The sequence below is a fragment of the Nostoc sp. DedQUE04 genome (assembly GCF_034530995.1).
GTDB lineage: Bacteria > Cyanobacteriota > Cyanobacteriia > Cyanobacteriales > Nostocaceae > Nostoc.
Window position 1 is genome coordinate 50,521 of sequence record NZ_JAVRCA010000043.1, and the last position, 20,027, is coordinate 70,547.

Here is a 20,027-nt window from a genome sequence, read left to right on the forward strand (position 1 = left end):
AAAGTTAGAAGTTAAGAGTTAGGAGTTAGAAGTTAAGAAAAAACTCCTAACTCCTAACTCCTCACTCCTCACTTTAAATAACTCCTACCTTTTGCCAAGCATTTCGCACAGCTTTTTGCTCATTACTGTCATTACCGTAGAGTTCGCCAGCAACTTGAATGGTGACGTTAGCAGCTTTTTTAAAATCTGCTTTGGCACGCAAGCGATCGCGTAAAGCTACATACCATATTTTGCCAGCTTTTTCCCAGGCATAGCCACCAATCTCAACAGCCGCTAGATAAAAGGCATAGTTAGGGATTCCTGAGTTGATATGTACCCCAGCATTATCTTCAGTACCAGTATATTTATCTTTCACATGGGCTGGTTGAGGATCTTTACCCATTACAGAGTCATCGTATGCTGTTCCAGGTGTTTTCATAGAGCGGAGGGCAACACCTTTGACAGTCGGTACTAAAAGACCTTCACCAATCAGCCAATCTGCCTCTTGTGCAGTCTGATTTTTAGTCTTTTGTTTAACCAAGGAACCAAAGACATCAGAAAATGACTCATTCAGTGCCCCAGGTTCGCCATAATACTGTAAACCTGCTTCGTACTGGGTTATACCGTGAGTTAACTCATGCCCAATCACATCAATTGATTTCGTGAAGCGTTGAAATAGTTCTCCATCGCCATCACCATAAACCATTTGGTCGCCGTTCCAAAAGGCATTGTCATATTTGACACCATAATGCACACTTGAGTCTAAACGTAGTCCTTTATCATCAATGGAATTGCGATCGAACATCTCATTAAACAAGTCATAAGTCGCACCAGCAGCATCATAGGCTTCATTCACTGCTGGATCGCTGCTGGGAGGATCGCCCTCAGCACGCACCAGCGTACCAGGAAGTTGCTGCCCATTTTTGGCATCGTAGATGGTACGGCGTTTCTCACCAGGAGAAGGCGCGAATGAGATATTACCTACGACGTTTCTCCGTCCCTGAAATTGTGCCGAAATATTTAATGTATGAAATGCCCAAGTACGTTGCTGGGGATTACCATTGACCACGACATTTTTTAGTATATGGGGTGGGATAATACAACAAATAGGGCATCTAGAGTATGGTGATTGCTCATGCTTGAAACCGACTGATTTCTTTTTATTTCGAGCCATCCAAGATATTCTCCTTTTGAAACTAAGTGATGGCAAACAGTGGCTTTAACTCCACTGGAGAAAGGAGCAGAAAAACGAATCTAAATCGCGTGTTCCTGGTTTCTTGTTTGAAGAAAATTTTCTACTCTGTATTTTTGGATAGGTCTGTAGAGGATTGATAGTATCCTCACGGCTACTTATGATGTGGAAATATTGTATAAAAACACCAAGCCAGCTTAATTAACGCAAGTTTTAGTCAAAACCCTTGTGTAAGTTAGCAAGACTTCCTTTACAGGCCTATTGAGTTTATATATTAGTTCTTATCAACAGAAATAATATTATTTATTGCTGTTTTGTTACTATCAAGTTGTTAATTCTATAAATGCCTATTGGAGACAGGGGAATCTCAAATCTAGGCATCCAAAACCTAAAATTTTCACAAACAGCCACCAAATACCGCTAGACCATAATATTTCCAAGGTACTGCAACTGCCTTAAATCCAGCTTTGCTCAACATTTGTAAATGAGCATCTAAGCTAGCTAGCTGGTCTTGGCTAGAGTAACCTTGAGAACTGCTGGTGGCACGTTTAGCGCGAATCTCTGTCAAGTTAATTCCCTGTTTCACTGCCCATTCCTCTCGTGCTGCTTTGTAAACTTCTGCTAAGGCTGGTGATTCTGGTAAGGTAGGATCTGCATTCCAAAAACAGCCGTCTTGAGTGAGGCTAGCAGCAATTCGCTCAAATAATTTCAACTTCATCTCATCTTGGAGATGGTGAATTGCCAAAGATGAGACACAAGCATCAAATTCGTTACCAATATCCAAGTTCTCTGGATTATCTGCCCAGTCGCCAAAATCTGCTTGTATCCCAGTCCAGCGTTGTTGATATCCAGCTGCTGTGATTTTATCTTGAGCAAATTGCAACATTCTCGGTGAGTAATCTAGGGCAATTACTTGAGAATCTGGAAAGCGGTTGAGTATCTTGAGACTAAGTTCGCCTGTACCACAACCTAATTCTAAAATACGCCGACTTGTAGAAGTTAAACAACGGGTAATTACCTCCAACATCTCATCGTATCGCGGTAACAGTTGGCGAATACCAGTGTCAAAATCCGCAGTGTTGGCGAATACCTCTCCAGGAAATAACTGTTGCATAAAATTTGGAAAAAATAGATAAATTAATCAATATTAATCATCCATCATTACTGGGGTATATGCTACATCGATAAGAGAAACTTTTAGTATTAAAATCGCTCTTGCATTTATGATGAAATAAGCTGAAGTTATTAGTTCAATAAGAACCTGTCTTTTCACTAACCTCTATCTTCTGTCAGGTGCGAACTGACATAAAACGTACTAATCTACCTCTAGTGGAAGAGGCTTCGCTGTGTTGGGTTGAGCAAAAGATGGATTTTAGTCAGACTCTAATTGCAAAAAGTGATGCCATTCTCGATCGATGGGTAGAAGCAGTTTACCAAGATGAACAAATTGAAGCTACTAATGAACTTACTTTCAAAGCTGTACGGGATAGCTTACCCCGCGTTTTGACAGCATTAGCAACAGTACTTTCTGAATCTACAACGAGCGATTTGCAGACAGTAGTAGATGCAAGTTTAGAACACGGTACACTCCGCGCCCAACAGGGATTTGAACCAGAGGAAATTGCGCGAGAGTATCGTTTACTCAGGTTTGTGATTTTTTCCTTTTTAGAAGAAGATTTATTACAGGGATCTGCACAAGAGGTGCTAAGGGCTGTTCGCCTGATTGATACAGTAATTGATGAAGCGATCGCGCGATGCTTTAATAGTTATACTCAAGGACGATTACAAGAGCTTAAACAACTCCAAAGTCAGTTACGGTTGACTAATCAAGAACTAACTCGTTTGGTTCGCGCTAATAAAGATAGTCTCTCTCATCTGGCTCATGAACTGAAAACGCCCCTCACTTCAATCATCGGTTACGCAGACTTATTTCTGCGCCAGCAGCGTCAGCAATCAGAACTCAAAGACACCTATGCAAATCTTGAAAGTATCGAGCGAGTTCTTAAGAGTGGTAGACTTCTTGTCCGGTTAATTAACGATACTCTGGAAATTTCGCGCTATGATGCCGGACAGATGAAATTGCAGCCTACTTTAACCGATGTGCGTAGTTTAATCAACTTTGTTTTAGAGATGATTGAGCCATTAGCGCGTACTAAAGAATTATCCTTGGTTGTTGAATGCGATCGCGCCCCAAGTCAAATTATCACAGATCCGCTTCGGCTTCAGCAAATTCTAATAAATCTGCTGAGTAACGCAATTCGCTACACCGAATCTGGTTCAATTCATTTGGAGTGTTGGACGATATCTCAACAGCAGTGGGCTATCTCCATTACTGATAGTGGTATTGGTATTTCTTTAGATGCTCAAGCACAAATCTTCAATCCCTATTTTCGGGAAGTAACTGCTCCCCAAGTGCAAAATTCTGATGGTACAGGATTAGGTTTAGCAATAGTCTCTCGATTCGTTCAGTTAATGGATGGTGAAATTAAAGTAGATTCACAGCTAGGAAAAGGATCTACATTTACTGTAATTTTGCCATTAGAAGCGCTCACCTATAACCACGGCTGACTATTTCAGCGAAATTTGAAAGTGAAATCGCAACTGAAACTGGTGCGTTACACTCCGTTAACGCACCTAACTGGCGCATCTACTCGTCAATTTGACCGACGCGGCGGATATTCAAAATGTCGCTCATTTTCTTAATTTGGACAAACACTTGCTCTAGCTGGGGGCGATCGCGTATATCTATTCCTAAGTCGATCAATGCCGGTTGACCAGTAGAGGTTTTTACCTGGGCATGACGGACATTGATCCCTTGATCGCTTAACCGTGACAAAATATCCTTTAGCACTCCTACACGATCCAGAGCTTCAATTTGAACATCTACTGGGTACGTATGCGGACGACCACTATTTTCGGCGGCTGGATTCCACCTAACTGGTACTAAGCGTTCATACTCCACAGTCTCCAGATTATGGCAGCCTTGGCGATGAATTGAAATCCCCCTACCTCGCGTTACCACACCAATAATTGGTTCGCCAGGAATCGGGGTACAACACCCAGCTAAATAATATACCAAACCTTCCACCCCAAATATTGGCGAATCAGTGGAGCGTGAGGTAGTTGGAGGTGCATCTCGCAAAGCTTTTGATGTCGCTGGTTCTTTGAGGATAAATGGCGACACAGTGGCAACTGGTTGTTGTCCCTTCGCTACTTCTCGCCAACGATTTAGCACTAGGTTCAACGTAATTTCTCCGTAACCTAAACCGGCAAGTAAATCTTCCACGCTGTGGTAGTTACACTTTTCGGCGACAATCTGCATCGCATCCGACTTCAGCAGGCTATCAAAACCAGTTTTACCCAGTTCCTTCTCTAACAACTCCCGTCCACGGGCGACATTTTCTTCCCGGCGCGATCGCTTGTACCATTGTTTTATCCGATATTTCGCTGCCGAAGTTCTGACAAAGTTCAACCAATCTAAACTCGGATGGCAGTTCTTTTGGGTGAGAACTTCTACAATATCGCCATTGTGCAGTCGCGTTGACAGTGGCACCATTCGCCCATTCACCCGCGCCCCTGAACAGTGGTTTCCGACTTCTGTGTGAATGCGATAAGCAAAATCTACAGTGGTAGCACCGGGACTTAAAGGAACAACATCCCCCTTAGGGGTGAAGACATAGACATCATCTTCAAATAGATTATCTTTGACGCTATCAAGATATTCTTGGGCATCCTTAAGATCGGTTTGCCATTCTAGCAGTTGCCGCAGCCAAGTAAACTTGTCATCTGTCGCTGTCAAATGGCTAATGCTAGAACCACCTGTTTCTTTATACTTCCAATGAGCGGCAATCCCATACTCGGCGATATGATGCATTTCGATTGTCCGAATTTGCACCTCTAAAGGACGGCCAGTTAATCCAATCACCCCAGTATGCAACGACTGGTAACGGTTAGGTTTTGGCAGTCCAATGTAGTCTTTAAATCTCCCAGGAATTGGGCGAAAAGCATCATGAACCACCGCCAACGCCCGATAGCATTCTTCATTGGTTTGAACAATTATTCGCAGCGCTGCCAAATCGTAAATTTCATGAAATTCCTTTTGCTGGCGGTGCATTTTTTGATAAATGCTATAAAGGTGCTTGGGACGACCGCTAATCTCCTGAAAGTGGATTCCGGCTTGCTGCAAACGCTCTTGCAACATATTCGTAGCTCTAACCAACTTCTCTTCTCGCGCCGTGCGTTTTTCAGAAACATGCTCTTGCATTTGGCGGTAAGCTTCCGGTTCCAAATACTTAAAAGCCAAATCTTCCAGTTCCCATTTAATCCGCCAAATCCCCAAGCGATTGGCTAAGGGTGCGAATATATCTCGCGTTTCTTGGGCACTGCGGCGGCGGCTGGCCTCTGACATATATTGTAAAGTTCGCATATTATGCAAACGATCTGCCAATTTCACCACAATTACCCGAATATCTTGCGCCATTGCCAAAAACATCCGTCGGAAGTTTTCGGCTTGGCTTTCGGTTTTGCTGGTGAAATTGATTTTAGAAAGCTTGGTGACACCTTCAACCAATTGCCGCACTTCTTGGCCAAAGCGTTCTTCTATTTCTTGACTTGTAACTTCTGTATCTTCAACGACATCATGGAGAAATCCAGCTGCTATCATAGCAGCACTGCCTCCCAAGTCACGCAGCAATTCAGCCACAGCAATGGGATGAGCAATGTATGGTTCTCCCGATTTGCGGTATTGACCTTCATGCAGTTGGTAAGCAAATTCAAATGCCCGACCAATTAAGACCGCATCATTATGTCTTCGGTCATCTTCTGCTGCGCCGCTAGTTGTCGATGACTCCTTCAAACATTTTTTTAACCATTCGGGAATGGCAAGGTCAACTGATGAATTTATCGCTATACTGCTCATACAATTTGGGTTTGAATGGATCGGTAGATAAGTGAATGATAAATAAAACTAGCAGCATCGCCCTGAAAAGATGCTGTTACTTAAAGACGGGTTGGAAAAAGCAGTGTAAGGACGATTCTCCAATTGCCAGTGGTAGTCATCCAGTTTGAGTTCCAAGAATCGTTAAAGAAAGAAAATCCATTGATGGCAAACAAAGCCCCAAATTACGATTTGAGGCTTTTAGTGCTGATAAGTCTTTAAGAAAGTTTATTGTAGAAGAAAAATTACTTGACATTAATACTATCTTAACTAGCACTGGATGTCTTTAAACCGTGAGAAATATCTGGCATTCGTAACTTTATTAGAGCAATTACGCTCCGATGCCACAACTACCCAAATCGTTGCGCCAGAACTGCGGCAGCGTGTAGCTACGTTGCAGCAATTTTTCGGGCAACAGATTGTGCCTTTGGCTGATGAAAACTGGCGAGTGCAGTCTTATCAAACGGAGATGAGCAAGCAATTGCGCCTGTTGGAAATAGATGTGATGTTTTTGCAAGGAGCGCGGCAAGCATCTACTGTACAAACGAGACTTCAAACGATTAGCGATCGCTTGACAACCCTCATTCAATACTGTGATGCTATTCTGCAACCAGAAGTGGAAGGAGAAAAATAACAATTGTTCACCTTTTTCTCTAATTTCTCCATCATCTCATTTATGACCGATGATGAAAAGTTATTTTGCTAACAAGTTGAATTGGGAATTGGGAATTGGGAATTGGGCATTGGGCATTGGGCATTGGGAATTGGTTATTCTCGTTGTCCCTCTAAAGTTCTGATTTAAGGAAGCTTTATCTTAGTCTTGTCCCCATGCTCCATGCCCAATGCCCCATGCCCCATGCCCCATGTCCCATGCCCTATGCCCAATGCCCTATGCCCCATTCCCAATACCTTTGAGGAGAAGATTCATGGTGCGGCGCATGTATGCTTCTACTGGCTCGGTTGTGGGTTTGAAGATCAGTGCATAATATAGTGAACCGCTTACAAGGTCGATAATTAAGTCTACGTCTGCGTCCTTGTGAATTTCGCCTCTGGACTTGGCACGTTTAAGTATTTTAGAAAAGGCTTCACGTCTGAGTTTTGTATATTTTGTCCAGTAAACCTCGGCAAACTGAGGATTGCTAGAGGCTGTACTAATAATCAGTGCAAGTGTCTGACGACCAAGGGGACTATCTATTTTTTTGGCGGCATTCTTAATCAGGATATCCATGTCTCCCCAAAAGCTGCCGGTATCGGGGATCGCTAAATCATCTCTGAGACTTTCGATCGCGTCTGCAACTAGTTCTTCTTTGGAAGTATAACGCCGATAGATGGTTGTTTTACCAACTCCAGCACGAGAAGCGATCGCTTCTATACTCATGCTTTCATATCCTACCTCTGCAAGCAGATCCAAAGTTGCTTGCAGAATCGCTTGGTCGGCGTGGATGCTGCGTGGGCGTCCAGAGGTGCTGTTGATTTGCTTACTCATAAAAATATCATCCCCAAGCAATATCTTTTTGGTCATTTACTCCACTGTTGGGCATAGAACATCGCTTCTGGGAAACAAATAAGCTTTATAACCCAATTCTCACGCACTAAAACAGCAGCAATGACCATCCATCTTTAGCATAGGTATTTCTGCCACTTTTCAGAAAAAACTCTCTTGACCGTTTTTATATGATACGCTACCGTAGCGTATATATACAATACTTAATTTTAGCTTTGGCATTGCTCGACATCTCCCAAATATTATTTGTGCTAAATAATGGCTATCAACATTAAAGGTTCTAGTTTTGACCAATTTGGTTATGTCCACGGGCCATTGAAGTGGGCGATCGCATTTACGGCTTCTCTTGGTGCAATATTAGAAGTAATTGATACTAGTATTGTTAACGTTGCTCTCACTGATATCCAAGCTACCTTGGGTGCAACTGTCAGTGAAGTGGGTTGGGTAGTTAGCGGATATGCGATCGCTAACGTCGTCTTAATTCCCTTATCTGCATGGTTGGGAGATTACTTTGGGCGTAAAACCTACTTTATCTTCTCGCTAGTTGGTTTTACGATTTCCTCTATTTTATGTGGGCTGTCCTTCAATCTACCGATGTTGATTGCGGCTCGAATTCTCCAAGGTTTATGCGGTGGCGGATTGCTAGCGAAAGCCCAAGCGATTTTGTTCGAGACTTTTCCCCCAGCTGAACAAGGTTTGGCCCAAGCAGTTTTTGGCGTGGGTGTAATTGCTGGGCCGGCAATTGGCCCAACCTTAGGAGGATTTTTAGTAGATGGTTTAGGCTGGCGCTGGATTTTCTTTGTCAACATTCCCTTTGGGATCGTTGCAGTCGCGATGTCTTTGGCGTTTTTGCCAAAAAATAAAGATAAGAGCGATACAAAGAACCAAGCTGTTGATTGGTGGGGAATTGGCTTTTTAATCGTGGCCGTGGGTAGCATACAAACTGTATTAGAAGAAGGGGAAACAGACGATTGGTTTTCCTCTAGTTTCATCGTTTCTCTGACTATCCTCGGTGTTATCGGCTTGGGGTTGTTTATTTGGCGAGAACTGAAAACAGATCACCCGGCTGTGGATTTGAGAGTTTTGCGCCACCGTTCTTTAGCTGCGGGAAGCGTTCTTTCAGCAGTGGTGGGTATGGGGCTTTATGGCGCACTGTTTGCTGTGCCGATATTTGCTCAGAGCGTGCTGCAATTTACGGCTACACAAACAGGACTATTACTAGCACCTGGGGCTTTAGCGTCTGCGATCGGGATGGTTTTATTAGGCAAGCTGACTAGTATAGTTGATGCCCGATTTTTAATTGCGATCGGCGCTGTCGGCTCATCTGGAGTCATGTTTCAATTAGCAGCAATTACTCCACAAAGCGGCACAGACGATTTATTTTGGCCATTGGTATGGCGCGGAGCTTTTACTGTATTTATGTTTCTCCCTTTGAGTTTGGCAGTTTTAGGCCCGCTACCTAAACAAGATGTTTCTGCTGGTTCTGGTTTCTACAACCTTACCCGACAACTAGGTGGCAGTATCGGCATTGCCCTACTTACTACTCTGCTTGACCGACGACAGGTTTTTCATCGAGCTATGCTGTTAGCAAAACTTAGCCCTTATGACCCAGAAACCAGTCAGCGTCTCGACTTGCTCAACGGGGCACTCCAAGGTCAAGGTATGGATGCGGCAACAGCACAACAACAAGCACTAGCTTTATTGAGTCAAACAGTAGATATTCAAGCTGCGGTTTTATCTTACGCAGATTGCTTTCGAGTCGTAGGGATAGGGTTTCTTTGCTCATTACCTCTGTTGCTATTTCTGGGTAAAGGCGGTGCAGGAGCGAAAGCGCCAGTCGGGCACTAAGGTAAAGGAAATAAGGAAATAGCGATCGCATCCCTATTCTAAATTTTCTGAGTGCAAAACTACGTAATAACACGGCTTTTGGATTATTTTCTGCCGAAAGTGATAGCAGAAAATTAATACACACCGATCGATCTGGATGAAAAAAGTAAAAGTCCCACTCAGTTTTGAGCGGGACTATATGAAGTCTTATTTCTAAAATGAGAAATCTTAAGTCTTAGAAAAAGTTCATGATTGTAATAACCCCAACGCTGGTTAACATCATTAAAGCGCCCATAATTATAGACTGACCTAATGGATTGCTGAATTTTGCGTTGTTCATTTAAGTAAAATCCCTTTTATTAATAGTTCCTTAACCATATCAAAATCAGTATAAATATCTATAAAACTAATGCAAAACTTAAATTACCGTAAATTTTCTTAATAATAACTATTGTAGACACTTTTGTATAATTTATATCAAGTATTTAGCGTAATTATTTTCTTGTCCTATTCTCCATTTTCAAAATGTAGTACTTTCCGCCCAAAATAATTACCTTATCTCCGAGCGGAATACGCGTCTTGATGCAGTAAGATCGATATTAATCAAGGTAGAAATATTTGAATAGAAGATTATCATGACAGTCTCCACGGCATCTAGAAACCAAGCGATCGCTTTTGACTTAGACAAATTAAATGAACAATTTGAAACTGCCACACCCAAAGACATACTGGCATGGTCTATAGAGAATATCCCAACGGGGCTGGTGCAAACAAGCGCCTTTAACGTGGATGACATGATAATTACCCATATTCTTTACAGCGAACTGAAGCATCCCGTTCCTGTAATCTTTCTCGACACTTTGCACCACTTCCCTGAAAGCCTAGAATTAGTTGCCAAAGCCAAACAAATCTATAATCTGGATTTGCAAACTTTCAAAACTCCAGACGTAGACACCCGCGAAGCCTTTGAAGCCAAATACGGCGACAAACTTTGGGACACGGATATTGCCCAATTCCACAATATTACAAAAATTGAACCATTATTACGGGGTTTAGACGAACTCAACAGCGTTGCTTGGATTACCGGACGCCGCCGTGACCAAGCAGTAACCCGTGCAAATATGCCCATATTTGAATTTGATAATAAAGGTCGGCTGAAAGTAAATCCCATAGCTACCTGGACACGCAAAGACAGCTGGGTTTACGTGGCTGAACATGGAGTCATCTACAACCCCCTCCACGACCAAGGTTATCCCAGCATCGGTGACCAACCGATTACCACCAAAGTAGGCGAAGGCGAAGACGAACGCGCCGGACGCTGGCGGGGAAGTGATAAAACAGAATGTGGAATTCATATTTAGTCATTGGTCATTTGTCATTAGTCATTAGTCATTGGTCAAAAATGACAAAGGACAAACGGTTAAGGACTCATTTAGTCATTTGTAATTAGTATTAGACAAAGGACAAATGACTAAGAACAAAGGACAAATATGATTAAAATCCTCCATCTCTCCGATATCCACATGGGAAGCGGCTTCTCCCACGGACGAATTAATCCAGAAACGGGATTAAATACACGGTTGGAGGATTTTGTCAATACTCTATCTATATGTATTGACCGAGCGCTGACAGATGCGGTTGATATGGTGATATTTGGTGGCGATGCTTTCCCAGATGCGACACCACCGCCTTATGTACAACAAGCGTTTGCTAGCCAGTTTCGCCGTCTGATGGATGCCAATATTCCAACAGTGCTGTTGGTTGGCAACCACGACCAACATTCCCAAGGGCAGGGAGGGGCGAGTTTAAATATTTACCGCACTTTGGGAGTGCCAGGGTTTGTTGTTGGCGATACATTAACTACGCACTATATCGAAACCCGTAATGGCAAAGTGCAAGTAATCACCCTGCCTTGGCTGACCCGTTCCACCTTGATGACTCGCCAAGAGACTGAAGGTTTATCTTTGGCGGAAGTCAACCAACTATTAACGGAACGTCTGCGAGTTGTTTTAGAAGGGGAAGTTCGCCGTCTTGACCCAGATGTACCTACTATCCTTTTGGCTCACTTGATGGCTGACAATGCTAGCTTGGGTGCAGAACGCTTTTTAGCAGTAGGTAAAGGCTTTACTCTACCCTTATCTTTGCTGACGCGACCTTGTTTTGATTATGTAGCATTGGGACACGTCCACCGCCACCAAAATCTGAATAAATCCAACAACCCGCCGGTGATTTATCCAGGGAGTATTGAGCGGGTAGATTTTAGTGAAGAAAAAGAAGACAAAGGCTATGTGATGATAGAACTGGAGCGGGGAAGCGCTGAGTGGGAATTTTGCCCTTTAACAGTTCGGACTTTCCGCACCATTGAAGTTGATGTCTCAAAAGCAGACGAGCCGCAAGCGGTGTTAATGAAAGCGATCGCCAAGTATGATATTCAAGATGCTGTAGTGCGGCTAATTTACAAACTCCGCTCTGAACAGATGGATTTAATTGACAGTTCCTCTCTACATACTGCTTTAAGTCCCGCTCACACTTACACCATTCAAGCAGAATTAGTGAGTCAATTAGCTAGACCTCGAATTCCTGAATTGAGTGCAAGTAGCAGCATCGACCCAATGGAAGCCTTAAAAACTTACTTGAACAATCGCGAAGACCTGAAAGACATCGCAACCTCGATGATGGATGCAGCACAAAAGTTGCTAGCAGATGAAGTGGAAGTTTGGCTGGAAGCAGCAACTAATGAGTAGGATAAAATAATTCGTAATTCGTAATTCGTAATTCGTAATTAACAATTTTTATAGAATAACGAACTCTTCTAGGCGCGGAGGGCACGGAGAAATCAGAGTTATAGAGGTATTTTGTGTAAGCCCTATTTTTCACTCTCCAAAATATTATGACGCAAACAATCCCAGCAAAGGCCATCGACTTACGTTATTTAATTGATAACTTTGGTATTGAGTTAGTTTTGGATGGCTCATTCTTTTGGGAATGGCAAGAAGATTTACCAGAAATTAATGATTTAGATAAACAACTTTTAGATAAGGTAAAAACGGGTTATTTTAATCTTCTTAATTACCCACCTTTACTAGAAGATGTAGTCAGAATGGCAGTTGTAGACCCATTGCTTTTTATTGGGGATTTTTATCTAGCTCCGTATTATGTAAAATCAGAAGAATCTATAGATATTGCTGTGCCAGATGAAGATGTAATTATCAAAGGTAGAATAGATACCTTAGTTTTAAAAGAGCAATTTTGGCTAATGATTATTGAGTCTAAAAGAGCTTCGTTTTCAGTCGAACAAGGACTCGCACAAATTCTTGCTTATCTGTTAGGAAATCGAGATAATGATAAACTTAGTTTTGGTATGATTGCTACGGGAAGCGAGTTTATTTTCGTTAAATTAGTGAAAGGAAATCCACCACGTTATGCTTTATCAAAGGGTTTTTTGATGCGTAACCCTGGAAATGAATTGTACGACGTGCTACGTATATTGAAACGCCTGACTCAGTTGGTGGGTGCTTAAACCCGATCGCCCTGATCGTATATTCTCACAACAAGGGCGATGTCTGGCGACCAATAGCTACGCGTCTACGCTACATCAGTTAATCAGTTAAGATTAAGTAATGAGAAAATATCTAAAATTTGAATAGTAAAGATTACAGGAGTAAGCATATAATGCAAATTAGAGGAATCAAACGCGGCCAAACTATTGAATTATTAGAGCAAATTCACAGTATTCCTGATGGGGCAGAAATAATCGTTAATCTAGAACTACCTGCTACTGAACCTGTAGTAGCAAAACTAGACTTAACAGATGAACAAAGACTAGCAAAATTGAATCAATTATTTGGAGTTTGGCAAGACCAAACAGAGTTGATAGATATCTTTGCTGAAATTAACCAGCAGCGTCATACTTACCAAGGAAGGGTAATAAATTCAATAGATAAATAGAATCAAGACTCATGTATCTTTTAGATACTAACATTTGTATTGCACTGCTTAACGGTAATTCCAAAGTAGTACCTGTATTCAATCGCTATTTCAGCCAATGCTATCTATCTACAATAGTAGTTTCAGAACTTTACAAAGGTGTTTACTGTTCTAAACAAGTTGAAAAAAATTTAGAAACACTAGCACAACTAACTGAACTATTACCTATTGAGCCATTTGATATAGATGCTGCCAGACAATTTGGTAAAATCCAAAGTGAATTGAGGCAAATTGGTAGACCAACAGGAGAAGTAGATGCACTAATTGCTGCTGTTGTCCGTTCTCGTAATGATATTTTGGTTACAAACAATATCAAAGATTTTGAAAATATACCTAATTTGCAATTAGAGAACTGGTTAGAGTAGCAAAAAAGCTGTATGAGTATTTTTACAAGTGAGCGCTCGCCCGATTATATATTCTCATAACAGGGGCGATCGCTCTTTCAATAATGAGAGAATAATTAATATAGTATAAATTCAGAAAAGAAGAGTGATGAAGCGAGAGTTTAATGTAATTCTCGAACGAGATGCTGATGGCTACTTTGTTGCTTCCGTCCCTAATCTTCCTGGTTGTCATACGCAAGCCCAAACTTTAGATGAGTTAATGGAGCGGATTAGAGAAGCGATTGAACTTTGTTTAGAATTTGAGGAAGAACAGCACGATTCAGTGGACTTTGTTGGTATTCAACGAGTCGCAGTTGAGATATGAGTCAATTCCCAAGTGTCAAAATAAAATCGAGCCTTCATTATTGTTTTGTATTAATAATTACATATTTTTAGCAAATATTATGTATGCAATCAGATTGTTTTGCTATCCAGCAAAAAAACTGTCTTCTAAAATGCCTTGGTAAATCAGATTTATTTACTAGTTTTGATCGTTAATTGCTCATTGAGTAAAAAAAAATTAATCCAGATGATAAATATTATTCTATATACCCTATAATTCTCATAATCACGGTATCCGTGTAGAAATACCGTAGATTTAGGGGTGATTCTAATGAGCAAGTCGCAGCAATCGACACAATTAAGTAAATTTCTAAGTCAAGGGATGCAGGCTTATGTCATCAAAGCTTTGCAGAGTATACAACTCCGGTATCAACACGCAATTAAAAGTTGGTTGAATGGACGCAGTGTACAAAGCTTTGTGAGTCTGTTTTTAACAAGTATTTTTTTGAGTATAGCAGTTGCCTCTTGTTCTGGAAGCAGTTCAGCTAGCAAAAATGATGTTAAGCTAAAACTTGTATCTTTCTCTGTTACCAAAGCCGCTCATGACCAAATAATTCCCAAGTTTATCGAAAAGTGGAAGCAAGAACACAACCAAAACGTCACATTTGAGCAAAGTTATGGAGGTTCTGGCGCTCAAGCGGCTGCTGTCATTAACGGTTCGCAAGAAGCAGATATAGTACACTTAGCACTTCCTCTCGATGTCAGCAAAATTCAACAAGCAGGTTTGATTAAATCAGGTTGGGAAACCGAAGCTCCGAGAAATGGTATTGTTAGTAAATCGGTTGCTGCGATCGTCACCCGTGAAGGCAATCCAAAAGGTATCAATACTTGGGCAGACTTAGCAAAAGATGGCGTGAAAGTGATTGCCGCCAACCCAAAAACTTCTGGTATTGCTATCTGGGAATTCTTGGCTTTCTGGGGTTCGGTGAGTCTAACAGGTGGTGATGAAGCCACAGCGCTAGATTATGTCACCAAAGTTTATAAGAATATCCCGACTCTAACAAAAGATGCCCGTGAGGCTAGCAATTTATTCTTCCAAAAAGGTGAGGGAGATGTTTTAATTAACTACGAAAATGAGGTAATTTTGGCAGGACAAAATGGGACGAAGTTGCCTTATGTTGTACCTCAAGTCAATATTTCTATTGATAATCCTGTGGCGGTAGTTGATAAAAACGTCGATAAACACAGTACAAGAGAAGTTGCACAAGCATTTGTTGATTTTCTTTATTCTACAGAAGCTCAACGGGAATTTGCTAAATTACAATATCGTCCTGTTAATCCCACCGTTAGCCAAGAAGTAGCATCACAACATCCGCCAATTAAAACTTTATTCACATCTCAAGATTTGGGTGGCTGGGATATTATTCAGAAAAAGTTTTTTGGAGATGGAGCAATTTTTGACAAAGTGCAAGCTGCAAATAAAGCATGATATGTATTTTTTAATGCAGCATTTTTTATTTGCAGATAGTCAAGCATAAGCAGCAATTTACAGTCATTTTACTGAAATTAATAATTTTATGAGCTTTCGTAGCCGATTTAAGGATAGCTTTTTCCTAACATCTTTAATGCTTATTGCCAGCAGTATCAGTGGTTGTAACGGTGGGCAAGAATTGAAAAGTCAAGTGAGTATTGATGGTGCAGCTGTAGGCTTTCCGATTTCTTTAGCAGTTGCAGAAGAATACGGTAAAGTTAAACCTGAGGCTCAAGTTAGCGTTGCCTCAAGTGGCACTGGTGGTGGTTTCAGTAAATTTTGTAATGGCGATATTGATATCGCTGGTGCTTCTCGAACCATTAGAGATGAAGAAATCAAAAAATGTAAAAGTAAGAATATTGAATTTGTCGAGTTGCCTGTAGCTTTAGATGGCATCGCCGTAATTACCAACCGTAAAAATAACTTTGCCAAATGTCTAACTATTAAGGAACTGGGTAAGATTTGGGGCGGCAAATCAGACGGCAAAATATTGGCATGGAATCAAGTTAATCCCAAGTTTCCTAACGAAAAGCTAAAGCTATATGCTCCATCTTCTGATACGGGAACATTCGATTATATGACTCAAGCTGTGACTGGCAAAGCCAAGAATGGCCGTACAGACTACACTGCTACTCAGAATCAAAACCTTCTCGTACAAGGAGTGTCAGGTGATGTAACAGCCTTGGGTTATGTTGGGATATCTTACTACATTCAAAATCAAGAAAAACTGAATCTAGTTGCTGTAGAAAGTCTTACTGGAAAGTGTGAAAAACCAGTTCCAGTGGATAATGTAATTAAAAATATCTATACACCTTTGTCCCGTCCTCTCTTCATCTATGTCAGCAAAAAATCTTTAGATACTAAGCCAGCAGTCAAAGAATTTGTAGATTTTTATCTAGAAAATTCTTGGAAGTGGGTAGATAGTGTAGGTTATGTAGCATTACCTGATGAAGCTTACCTCAAAGTCAAACAAAAATTTGCTACTGGTGAAACTGGGACAAAGTTTAAAAAAGCAAAACCAGGTGAACCGATCACAAACTTTATTTAAATAAAGTCTCAGGCATAGTAGTTTAATTTTAGTGAGAAGTTAATTGTTTATGCAAAATACTAATTCTCAAGATGGTCTTTATCTCCAATCCAGACAGTCTCTGGATAAAAATCCATCTGAAGATATATCTGAAAAGATTGTTGCGGCGATTTTATTTGCTTGTGCTTTAGTTTCGGTTTTGACTACTTTTGGTATTGTCGTAATTATTTTTCAGGAGACATTCAGTTTTTTCCAAGAAGTTTCCTTTGCCAAATTCTTTCTTGATACTAAATGGACACCTCTATTTGCAGAGAAACATTTTGGCATTTGGCCCTTAATTAATGGCACTTTTTTAACTACAGCTATTGCAATGGCGGTTGCTATTCCTCTAGGTTTGTCTTCTGCGATTTATTTAAGTGAGTATGCTCAACCCAAAGTAGCAGCTATTTTACGTCCGGCAGTGGAACTTTTGGCAGGAGTACCTACAGTAGTATATGGTTACTTTGCCCTGTTGTTCCTTACACCATTGATGCGAAATGTGATACCTCTGGAAATATTCAACGCTTTGAGTGCGGGGTTAATGATGGGGGTAATGATTACTCCTACTGTTGGTTCTATCAGCTTAGATGCTATCCGAGCAGTTCCGCGTTCTTTGCGAGAAGGATCTTATGCTTTAGGTATTACTAAACTGGAAACCATTTTTAAAGTAGTTCTACCAGCCGCACTTTCTGGAATCATCGCCTCGATTATTTTGGGTATTTCTCGAGCTGTGGGTGAAACAATGACTGTCCTCATCGCCGCCGGACAGCAACCAAGACTAACTATCAACTTTGCAGAATCAGTAGAAACAATGACAGCTTACATGGCACAAATTTCTGGTGGAGATAGTCCGCGCGGTAGCCTCAATTTCAAAACATTATATGCTGTAGGCGCTGTTTTATTTCTACTTACCCTTGCTTTGAATATTGTGAGTTTCTGGATTGCTAATCGCTTTAAAGAAAAATACGACTAAATAGATATGGCTACAAGTTATCAACAAGATGATTCTCTCGATTCTGCGGCAGAATTTACCGATAATGTTGAAAGTAGAGAGACATTAGGGAAAGTATTTGAAGTACTTTTTTTGTTAGGATTGCTGATTGGTTTATTTGTCCTAGCGTTGCTACTTTTTGATATTTTGAAAGACGGATTAGGCAGATTTTTATCACCCGGCTTTCTCACGGAAACTCCTTCTCGTTTTCCTGACCAAGGTGGCATCCGCCCTGCAATTATCAGCAGTATTCTTTTAGGGTTGGTTGTGATTTTAGTTACTGTCCCCATTGGTGTTGGAGCAGCTTTATATCTAGAAGAGTATGCACCTAAAGCTTGGTGGACAGCGATTATTGAGATTAATATCAGTAATCTGGCGGGTGTACCTTCTATCGTCTATGGATTGCTGGGTTTAGGGGTTTTCAATTATTTGCTTGGGTTTGGCCCTGCTTTGATTTCCGGTGCATTGACTTTATCTTTGTTGTCTTTACCAGTAATTATTGTGACGGCTAGAGAAGCAATTCGCGCTGTTCCAGATTCTCTGAGAAATGCTTCTTATGGATTAGGTGTCACAAAATGGCGAACTATTAGTAATCATGTCATACCTTATGCTGTTCCCGGTATTCTGACGGGGGTGATTATCTCTGTATCTCGCGCTATAGGTGATGCAGCTTCTCTGATTGTTGTAGGTGCTGTGGGTTTTCTCACCTTTAACCCTGGTTTGTTTCAGAGATTTATGGCATTACCCATTCAAATTTACAGTTATATAACTCGTCCCGAACCGGGTTTTGCTAGTGCAGCAGCAGCCACAATTATTGCGTTGTTAATTTTGATTTTAGCTTTAAATGGTGTTGCAATTTATATTCGACAACGCTTCTCAATAAATTAGGTAATTAAATATCTAATTTGGATAGATTCATAGATATTGGAGTTCAACCAAATGACTTATAGCAATAGTAGAAGTAAATCAGATAGTGCCACAATTGACCAAGATAATGGTGTATTCAATGTTGAAGGTGTGAAGGTGTATTACGGTGGATTTCTGGCACTTTTAGATGTCTACTTAAAGATTCCTGATAAACAAATTATTGCTTTTATTGGGCCTTCAGGATGTGGTAAAAGTACTCTTCTGCGTTGCTTCAATCGAATGAATGATTTAATCCCTGGAGCTAAAGTTGAGGGTAGACTGAATTATCGCGATCGCAATATTTACGATCCTAAGATAAATTCTGTAAAATTACGCCGCCAAGTCGGAATGGTTTTTCAAAGACCGAATCCTTTCCCCAAGTCAATATACGAAAATATTTCCTTTGGGCCGCGTGCTAACGGTTATAAAGGTAACATCGATGAATTAGTGGAAGATTCTCTCAGACGTGCTGCTATCTGGAATGAAGTCAAGGACAAACTCAAAGAGAAGGGTACTGCATTATCTGGCGGACAACAGCAACGACTTTGTATTGCGCGTGCGATCGCGATGAAGCCAGATGTATTATTGATGGATGAACCATGTTCTGCTCTCGACCCAATTTCTAGTCGCCAAGTAGAAGAACTCTGCTTAGAACTCAAGGAGCAATACACCATCATCATGGTGACACACAATATGCAGCAAGCTTCTAGAGTCGCAGATTTCACGGCTTTCTTCAATACAGAAATTGACGAGCATGGCAAACGTCGCGGCAAATTAGTTGAGTTTAATCCGACAGCCCAAATGTTCAGTTCTCCTCAAACCAAAGAAGCTGAAGATTATATTAGTGGACGCTTCGGTTAAAGAGGCATCACAGCATAAGGGGAAAAGTATAGCGGTTCTCGGTTGGATGCATTACAGTTTTCACCTCTCTCCAAACCTCTCTCCTTGTAGGAGAGAGGCTTTGAGTCTTAATAACCATGAATAAACCAATAATTTATTTAAATAGTTCCATTGTAAATACTGCCATCTGGCATGATGGTTCTACAAAAAATAGAATCTTTAACCATCTCCTGAATAAATTCAATCTCAGCACCAGTCAAGTCAGCATCAGTCAAATTTGCACCCCGCATGACAACGTTTCGCAGACAAGCGTTAGTTAACTTGGCATCGGTCAAATCAGCACCATCAAGGTTAGCGTATCTGAGATCAGCACTAGTCAGATCAGCCCCTCGCAAGTTGGTGTTTCGCAAACAGGTTTGTCCCAACTGAGCGCCTTTGAAGTTAGCTCCACTTAGATTGCTCCCCTCCATAAAAATCTCGCCAACGGACGAGTTACTTAAATTGATTCCGCTCAAATTGGCTCGATACAATTCATCAGACCCCTCAATGTTACAGCTATTTTCAGGTAATTGAACCACAAACTAAGTTAGACTGAAGAAATAA

At 41.1% G+C, this 20,027-nt stretch carries 19 protein-coding genes; 14 read left to right on the top strand and 5 right to left on the bottom strand.

Annotation, left to right across the window (positions count from 1 at the left end; translation table 11 throughout):
* Nucleotides 1-73: 73 nt before the first annotated feature.
* Both RM049_RS25185 and RM049_RS25190 read right to left on the bottom strand, forming a co-directional pair.
* Nucleotides 74-1,153 (bottom strand): M4 family metallopeptidase, encoded by a 1,080-nt coding sequence (locus tag RM049_RS25185; RefSeq protein ID WP_322673606.1) that lies wholly within the window; start codon nt 1,151-1,153, stop codon nt 74-76.
* A 415-nt stretch (nt 1,154-1,568) separates the two neighbouring features.
* A complete protein-coding gene (locus RM049_RS25190) occupies nt 1,569-2,285 on the bottom strand; it encodes a class I SAM-dependent methyltransferase (RefSeq protein ID WP_322706095.1) in 717 nt (238 codons plus the stop codon).
* A 251-nt stretch (nt 2,286-2,536) separates the two neighbouring features.
* On the opposite strand from RM049_RS25190, the gene RM049_RS25195 reads away from it, so the two are divergent.
* Nucleotides 2,537-3,739 (top strand): sensor histidine kinase, encoded by a 1,203-nt coding sequence (locus RM049_RS25195; protein ID WP_322706108.1) that lies wholly within the window; start codon nt 2,537-2,539, stop codon nt 3,737-3,739.
* 79 nt (nt 3,740-3,818) lie between these two features.
* Here RM049_RS25195 and RM049_RS25200 read toward each other — a convergent pair whose 3' ends face one another.
* Nucleotides 3,819-6,089, bottom strand: coding sequence for a bifunctional (p)ppGpp synthetase/guanosine-3',5'-bis(diphosphate) 3'-pyrophosphohydrolase (locus RM049_RS25200; RefSeq protein ID WP_322706096.1), 2,271 nt, complete (start codon nt 6,087-6,089; stop codon nt 3,819-3,821).
* 298 nt (nt 6,090-6,387) lie between these two features.
* Between RM049_RS25200 and patD the strand changes: the two genes are divergently transcribed.
* Entirely contained in the window at nt 6,388-6,741 is a 354-nt protein-coding gene (gene patD, locus RM049_RS25205) for a heterocyst frequency control protein PatD (RefSeq protein ID WP_322706097.1), read from the top strand.
* 255 nt (nt 6,742-6,996) lie between these two features.
* On the opposite strand, the gene RM049_RS25210 is transcribed toward patD, so the two are convergent.
* A complete protein-coding gene (locus RM049_RS25210) occupies nt 6,997-7,593 on the bottom strand; it encodes a TetR/AcrR family transcriptional regulator (RefSeq protein ID WP_322700360.1) in 597 nt (198 codons plus the stop codon).
* Nucleotides 7,594-7,869: 276 nt separating this feature from the next.
* On the opposite strand from RM049_RS25210, the gene RM049_RS25215 reads away from it, so the two are divergent.
* The 12 genes from RM049_RS25215 (at nt 7,870) to pstB (ending at nt 19,445) form a co-directional block, all read left to right on the top strand.
* On the top strand, nt 7,870-9,459 hold the full coding sequence (locus RM049_RS25215) for a DHA2 family efflux MFS transporter permease subunit (protein WP_322706098.1): 1,590 nt from the start codon (nt 7,870-7,872) through the stop codon (nt 9,457-9,459).
* A 614-nt stretch (nt 9,460-10,073) separates the two neighbouring features.
* Nucleotides 10,074-10,799 carry a phosphoadenosine phosphosulfate reductase gene (gene cysH, locus RM049_RS25220; RefSeq protein ID WP_322706099.1) on the top strand — a complete coding sequence of 242 codons (726 nt, stop codon included), beginning with the start codon at nt 10,074-10,076 and terminating at the stop codon, nt 10,797-10,799.
* 129 nt (nt 10,800-10,928) lie between these two features.
* The gene (locus RM049_RS25225) at nt 10,929-12,182 is read left to right on the top strand and encodes an exonuclease SbcCD subunit D (protein WP_322706100.1); all 1,254 of its coding nucleotides are present in this window, start codon (nt 10,929-10,931) and stop codon (nt 12,180-12,182) included.
* Between the two features lie 146 nt (nt 12,183-12,328).
* A complete protein-coding gene (locus tag RM049_RS25230) occupies nt 12,329-12,958 on the top strand; it encodes a restriction endonuclease subunit R (RefSeq protein WP_322706101.1) in 630 nt (209 codons plus the stop codon).
* A 152-nt stretch (nt 12,959-13,110) separates the two neighbouring features.
* Nucleotides 13,111-13,386 (top strand): hypothetical protein, encoded by a 276-nt coding sequence (locus tag RM049_RS25235; protein ID WP_322706102.1) that lies wholly within the window; start codon nt 13,111-13,113, stop codon nt 13,384-13,386.
* A gap of 11 nt (nt 13,387-13,397) precedes the next feature.
* A complete protein-coding gene (locus RM049_RS25240; protein WP_322673595.1) occupies nt 13,398-13,790 on the top strand; it encodes a type II toxin-antitoxin system VapC family toxin in 393 nt (130 codons plus the stop codon).
* A gap of 127 nt (nt 13,791-13,917) precedes the next feature.
* Entirely contained in the window at nt 13,918-14,133 is a 216-nt protein-coding gene (locus RM049_RS25245; protein ID WP_322688796.1) for a type II toxin-antitoxin system HicB family antitoxin, read from the top strand.
* A gap of 288 nt (nt 14,134-14,421) precedes the next feature.
* The gene (locus RM049_RS25250; RefSeq protein ID WP_322688795.1) at nt 14,422-15,579 is read left to right on the top strand and encodes a sulfate ABC transporter substrate-binding protein; all 1,158 of its coding nucleotides are present in this window, start codon (nt 14,422-14,424) and stop codon (nt 15,577-15,579) included.
* Between the two features lie 88 nt (nt 15,580-15,667).
* Nucleotides 15,668-16,669 (top strand): PstS family phosphate ABC transporter substrate-binding protein, encoded by a 1,002-nt coding sequence (locus RM049_RS25255; RefSeq protein WP_322706103.1) that lies wholly within the window; start codon nt 15,668-15,670, stop codon nt 16,667-16,669.
* A 49-nt stretch (nt 16,670-16,718) separates the two neighbouring features.
* A complete protein-coding gene (pstC, locus tag RM049_RS25260; protein WP_322706104.1) occupies nt 16,719-17,660 on the top strand; it encodes a phosphate ABC transporter permease subunit PstC in 942 nt (313 codons plus the stop codon).
* 6 nt (nt 17,661-17,666) lie between these two features.
* On the top strand, nt 17,667-18,566 hold the full coding sequence (gene pstA / locus RM049_RS25265) for a phosphate ABC transporter permease PstA (protein WP_322673591.1): 900 nt from the start codon (nt 17,667-17,669) through the stop codon (nt 18,564-18,566).
* A gap of 51 nt (nt 18,567-18,617) precedes the next feature.
* Nucleotides 18,618-19,445, top strand: coding sequence for a phosphate ABC transporter ATP-binding protein PstB (pstB, locus tag RM049_RS25270; RefSeq protein WP_322688792.1), 828 nt, complete (start codon nt 18,618-18,620; stop codon nt 19,443-19,445).
* 137 nt (nt 19,446-19,582) lie between these two features.
* Here pstB and RM049_RS25275 read toward each other — a convergent pair whose 3' ends face one another.
* Nucleotides 19,583-20,002, bottom strand: coding sequence for a pentapeptide repeat-containing protein (locus RM049_RS25275; protein WP_322706105.1), 420 nt, complete (start codon nt 20,000-20,002; stop codon nt 19,583-19,585).
* Between the last annotated feature and the right edge of the window lie 25 nt (nt 20,003-20,027).

Bases quoted from the DNA above. Each gene is read 5' to 3' on its own strand.
- RM049_RS25185 (WP_322673606.1), bottom strand. From the start codon at position 1,153: ATGGCTCGAAATAAAAAGAAATCAGTCGGTTTCAAGCATGAGCAATCA.
- RM049_RS25235 (WP_322706102.1), top strand. From the start codon at position 13,111: ATGCAAATTAGAGGAATCAAACGCGGCCAAACTATTGAATTATTAGAG.
- RM049_RS25230 (WP_322706101.1), top strand. From the start codon at position 12,329: ATGACGCAAACAATCCCAGCAAAGGCCATCGACTTACGTTATTTAATT.
- pstA (WP_322673591.1), top strand. From the start codon at position 17,667: ATGGCTACAAGTTATCAACAAGATGATTCTCTCGATTCTGCGGCAGAA.
- RM049_RS25250 (WP_322688795.1), top strand. From the start codon at position 14,422: ATGAGCAAGTCGCAGCAATCGACACAATTAAGTAAATTTCTAAGTCAA.
- RM049_RS25255 (WP_322706103.1), top strand. From the start codon at position 15,668: ATGAGCTTTCGTAGCCGATTTAAGGATAGCTTTTTCCTAACATCTTTA.
- RM049_RS25240 (WP_322673595.1), top strand. From the start codon at position 13,398: ATGTATCTTTTAGATACTAACATTTGTATTGCACTGCTTAACGGTAAT.
- RM049_RS25190 (WP_322706095.1), bottom strand. From the start codon at position 2,285: ATGCAACAGTTATTTCCTGGAGAGGTATTCGCCAACACTGCGGATTTT.
- RM049_RS25245 (WP_322688796.1), top strand. From the start codon at position 13,918: ATGAAGCGAGAGTTTAATGTAATTCTCGAACGAGATGCTGATGGCTAC.
- RM049_RS25200 (WP_322706096.1), bottom strand. From the start codon at position 6,089: ATGAGCAGTATAGCGATAAATTCATCAGTTGACCTTGCCATTCCCGAA.
- RM049_RS25225 (WP_322706100.1), top strand. From the start codon at position 10,929: ATGATTAAAATCCTCCATCTCTCCGATATCCACATGGGAAGCGGCTTC.
- patD (WP_322706097.1), top strand. From the start codon at position 6,388: ATGTCTTTAAACCGTGAGAAATATCTGGCATTCGTAACTTTATTAGAG.
- RM049_RS25210 (WP_322700360.1), bottom strand. From the start codon at position 7,593: ATGAGTAAGCAAATCAACAGCACCTCTGGACGCCCACGCAGCATCCAC.
- pstC (WP_322706104.1), top strand. From the start codon at position 16,719: ATGCAAAATACTAATTCTCAAGATGGTCTTTATCTCCAATCCAGACAG.
- RM049_RS25195 (WP_322706108.1), top strand. From the start codon at position 2,537: ATGGATTTTAGTCAGACTCTAATTGCAAAAAGTGATGCCATTCTCGAT.
- pstB (WP_322688792.1), top strand. From the start codon at position 18,618: ATGACTTATAGCAATAGTAGAAGTAAATCAGATAGTGCCACAATTGAC.
- cysH (WP_322706099.1), top strand. From the start codon at position 10,074: ATGACAGTCTCCACGGCATCTAGAAACCAAGCGATCGCTTTTGACTTA.
- RM049_RS25215 (WP_322706098.1), top strand. From the start codon at position 7,870: ATGGCTATCAACATTAAAGGTTCTAGTTTTGACCAATTTGGTTATGTC.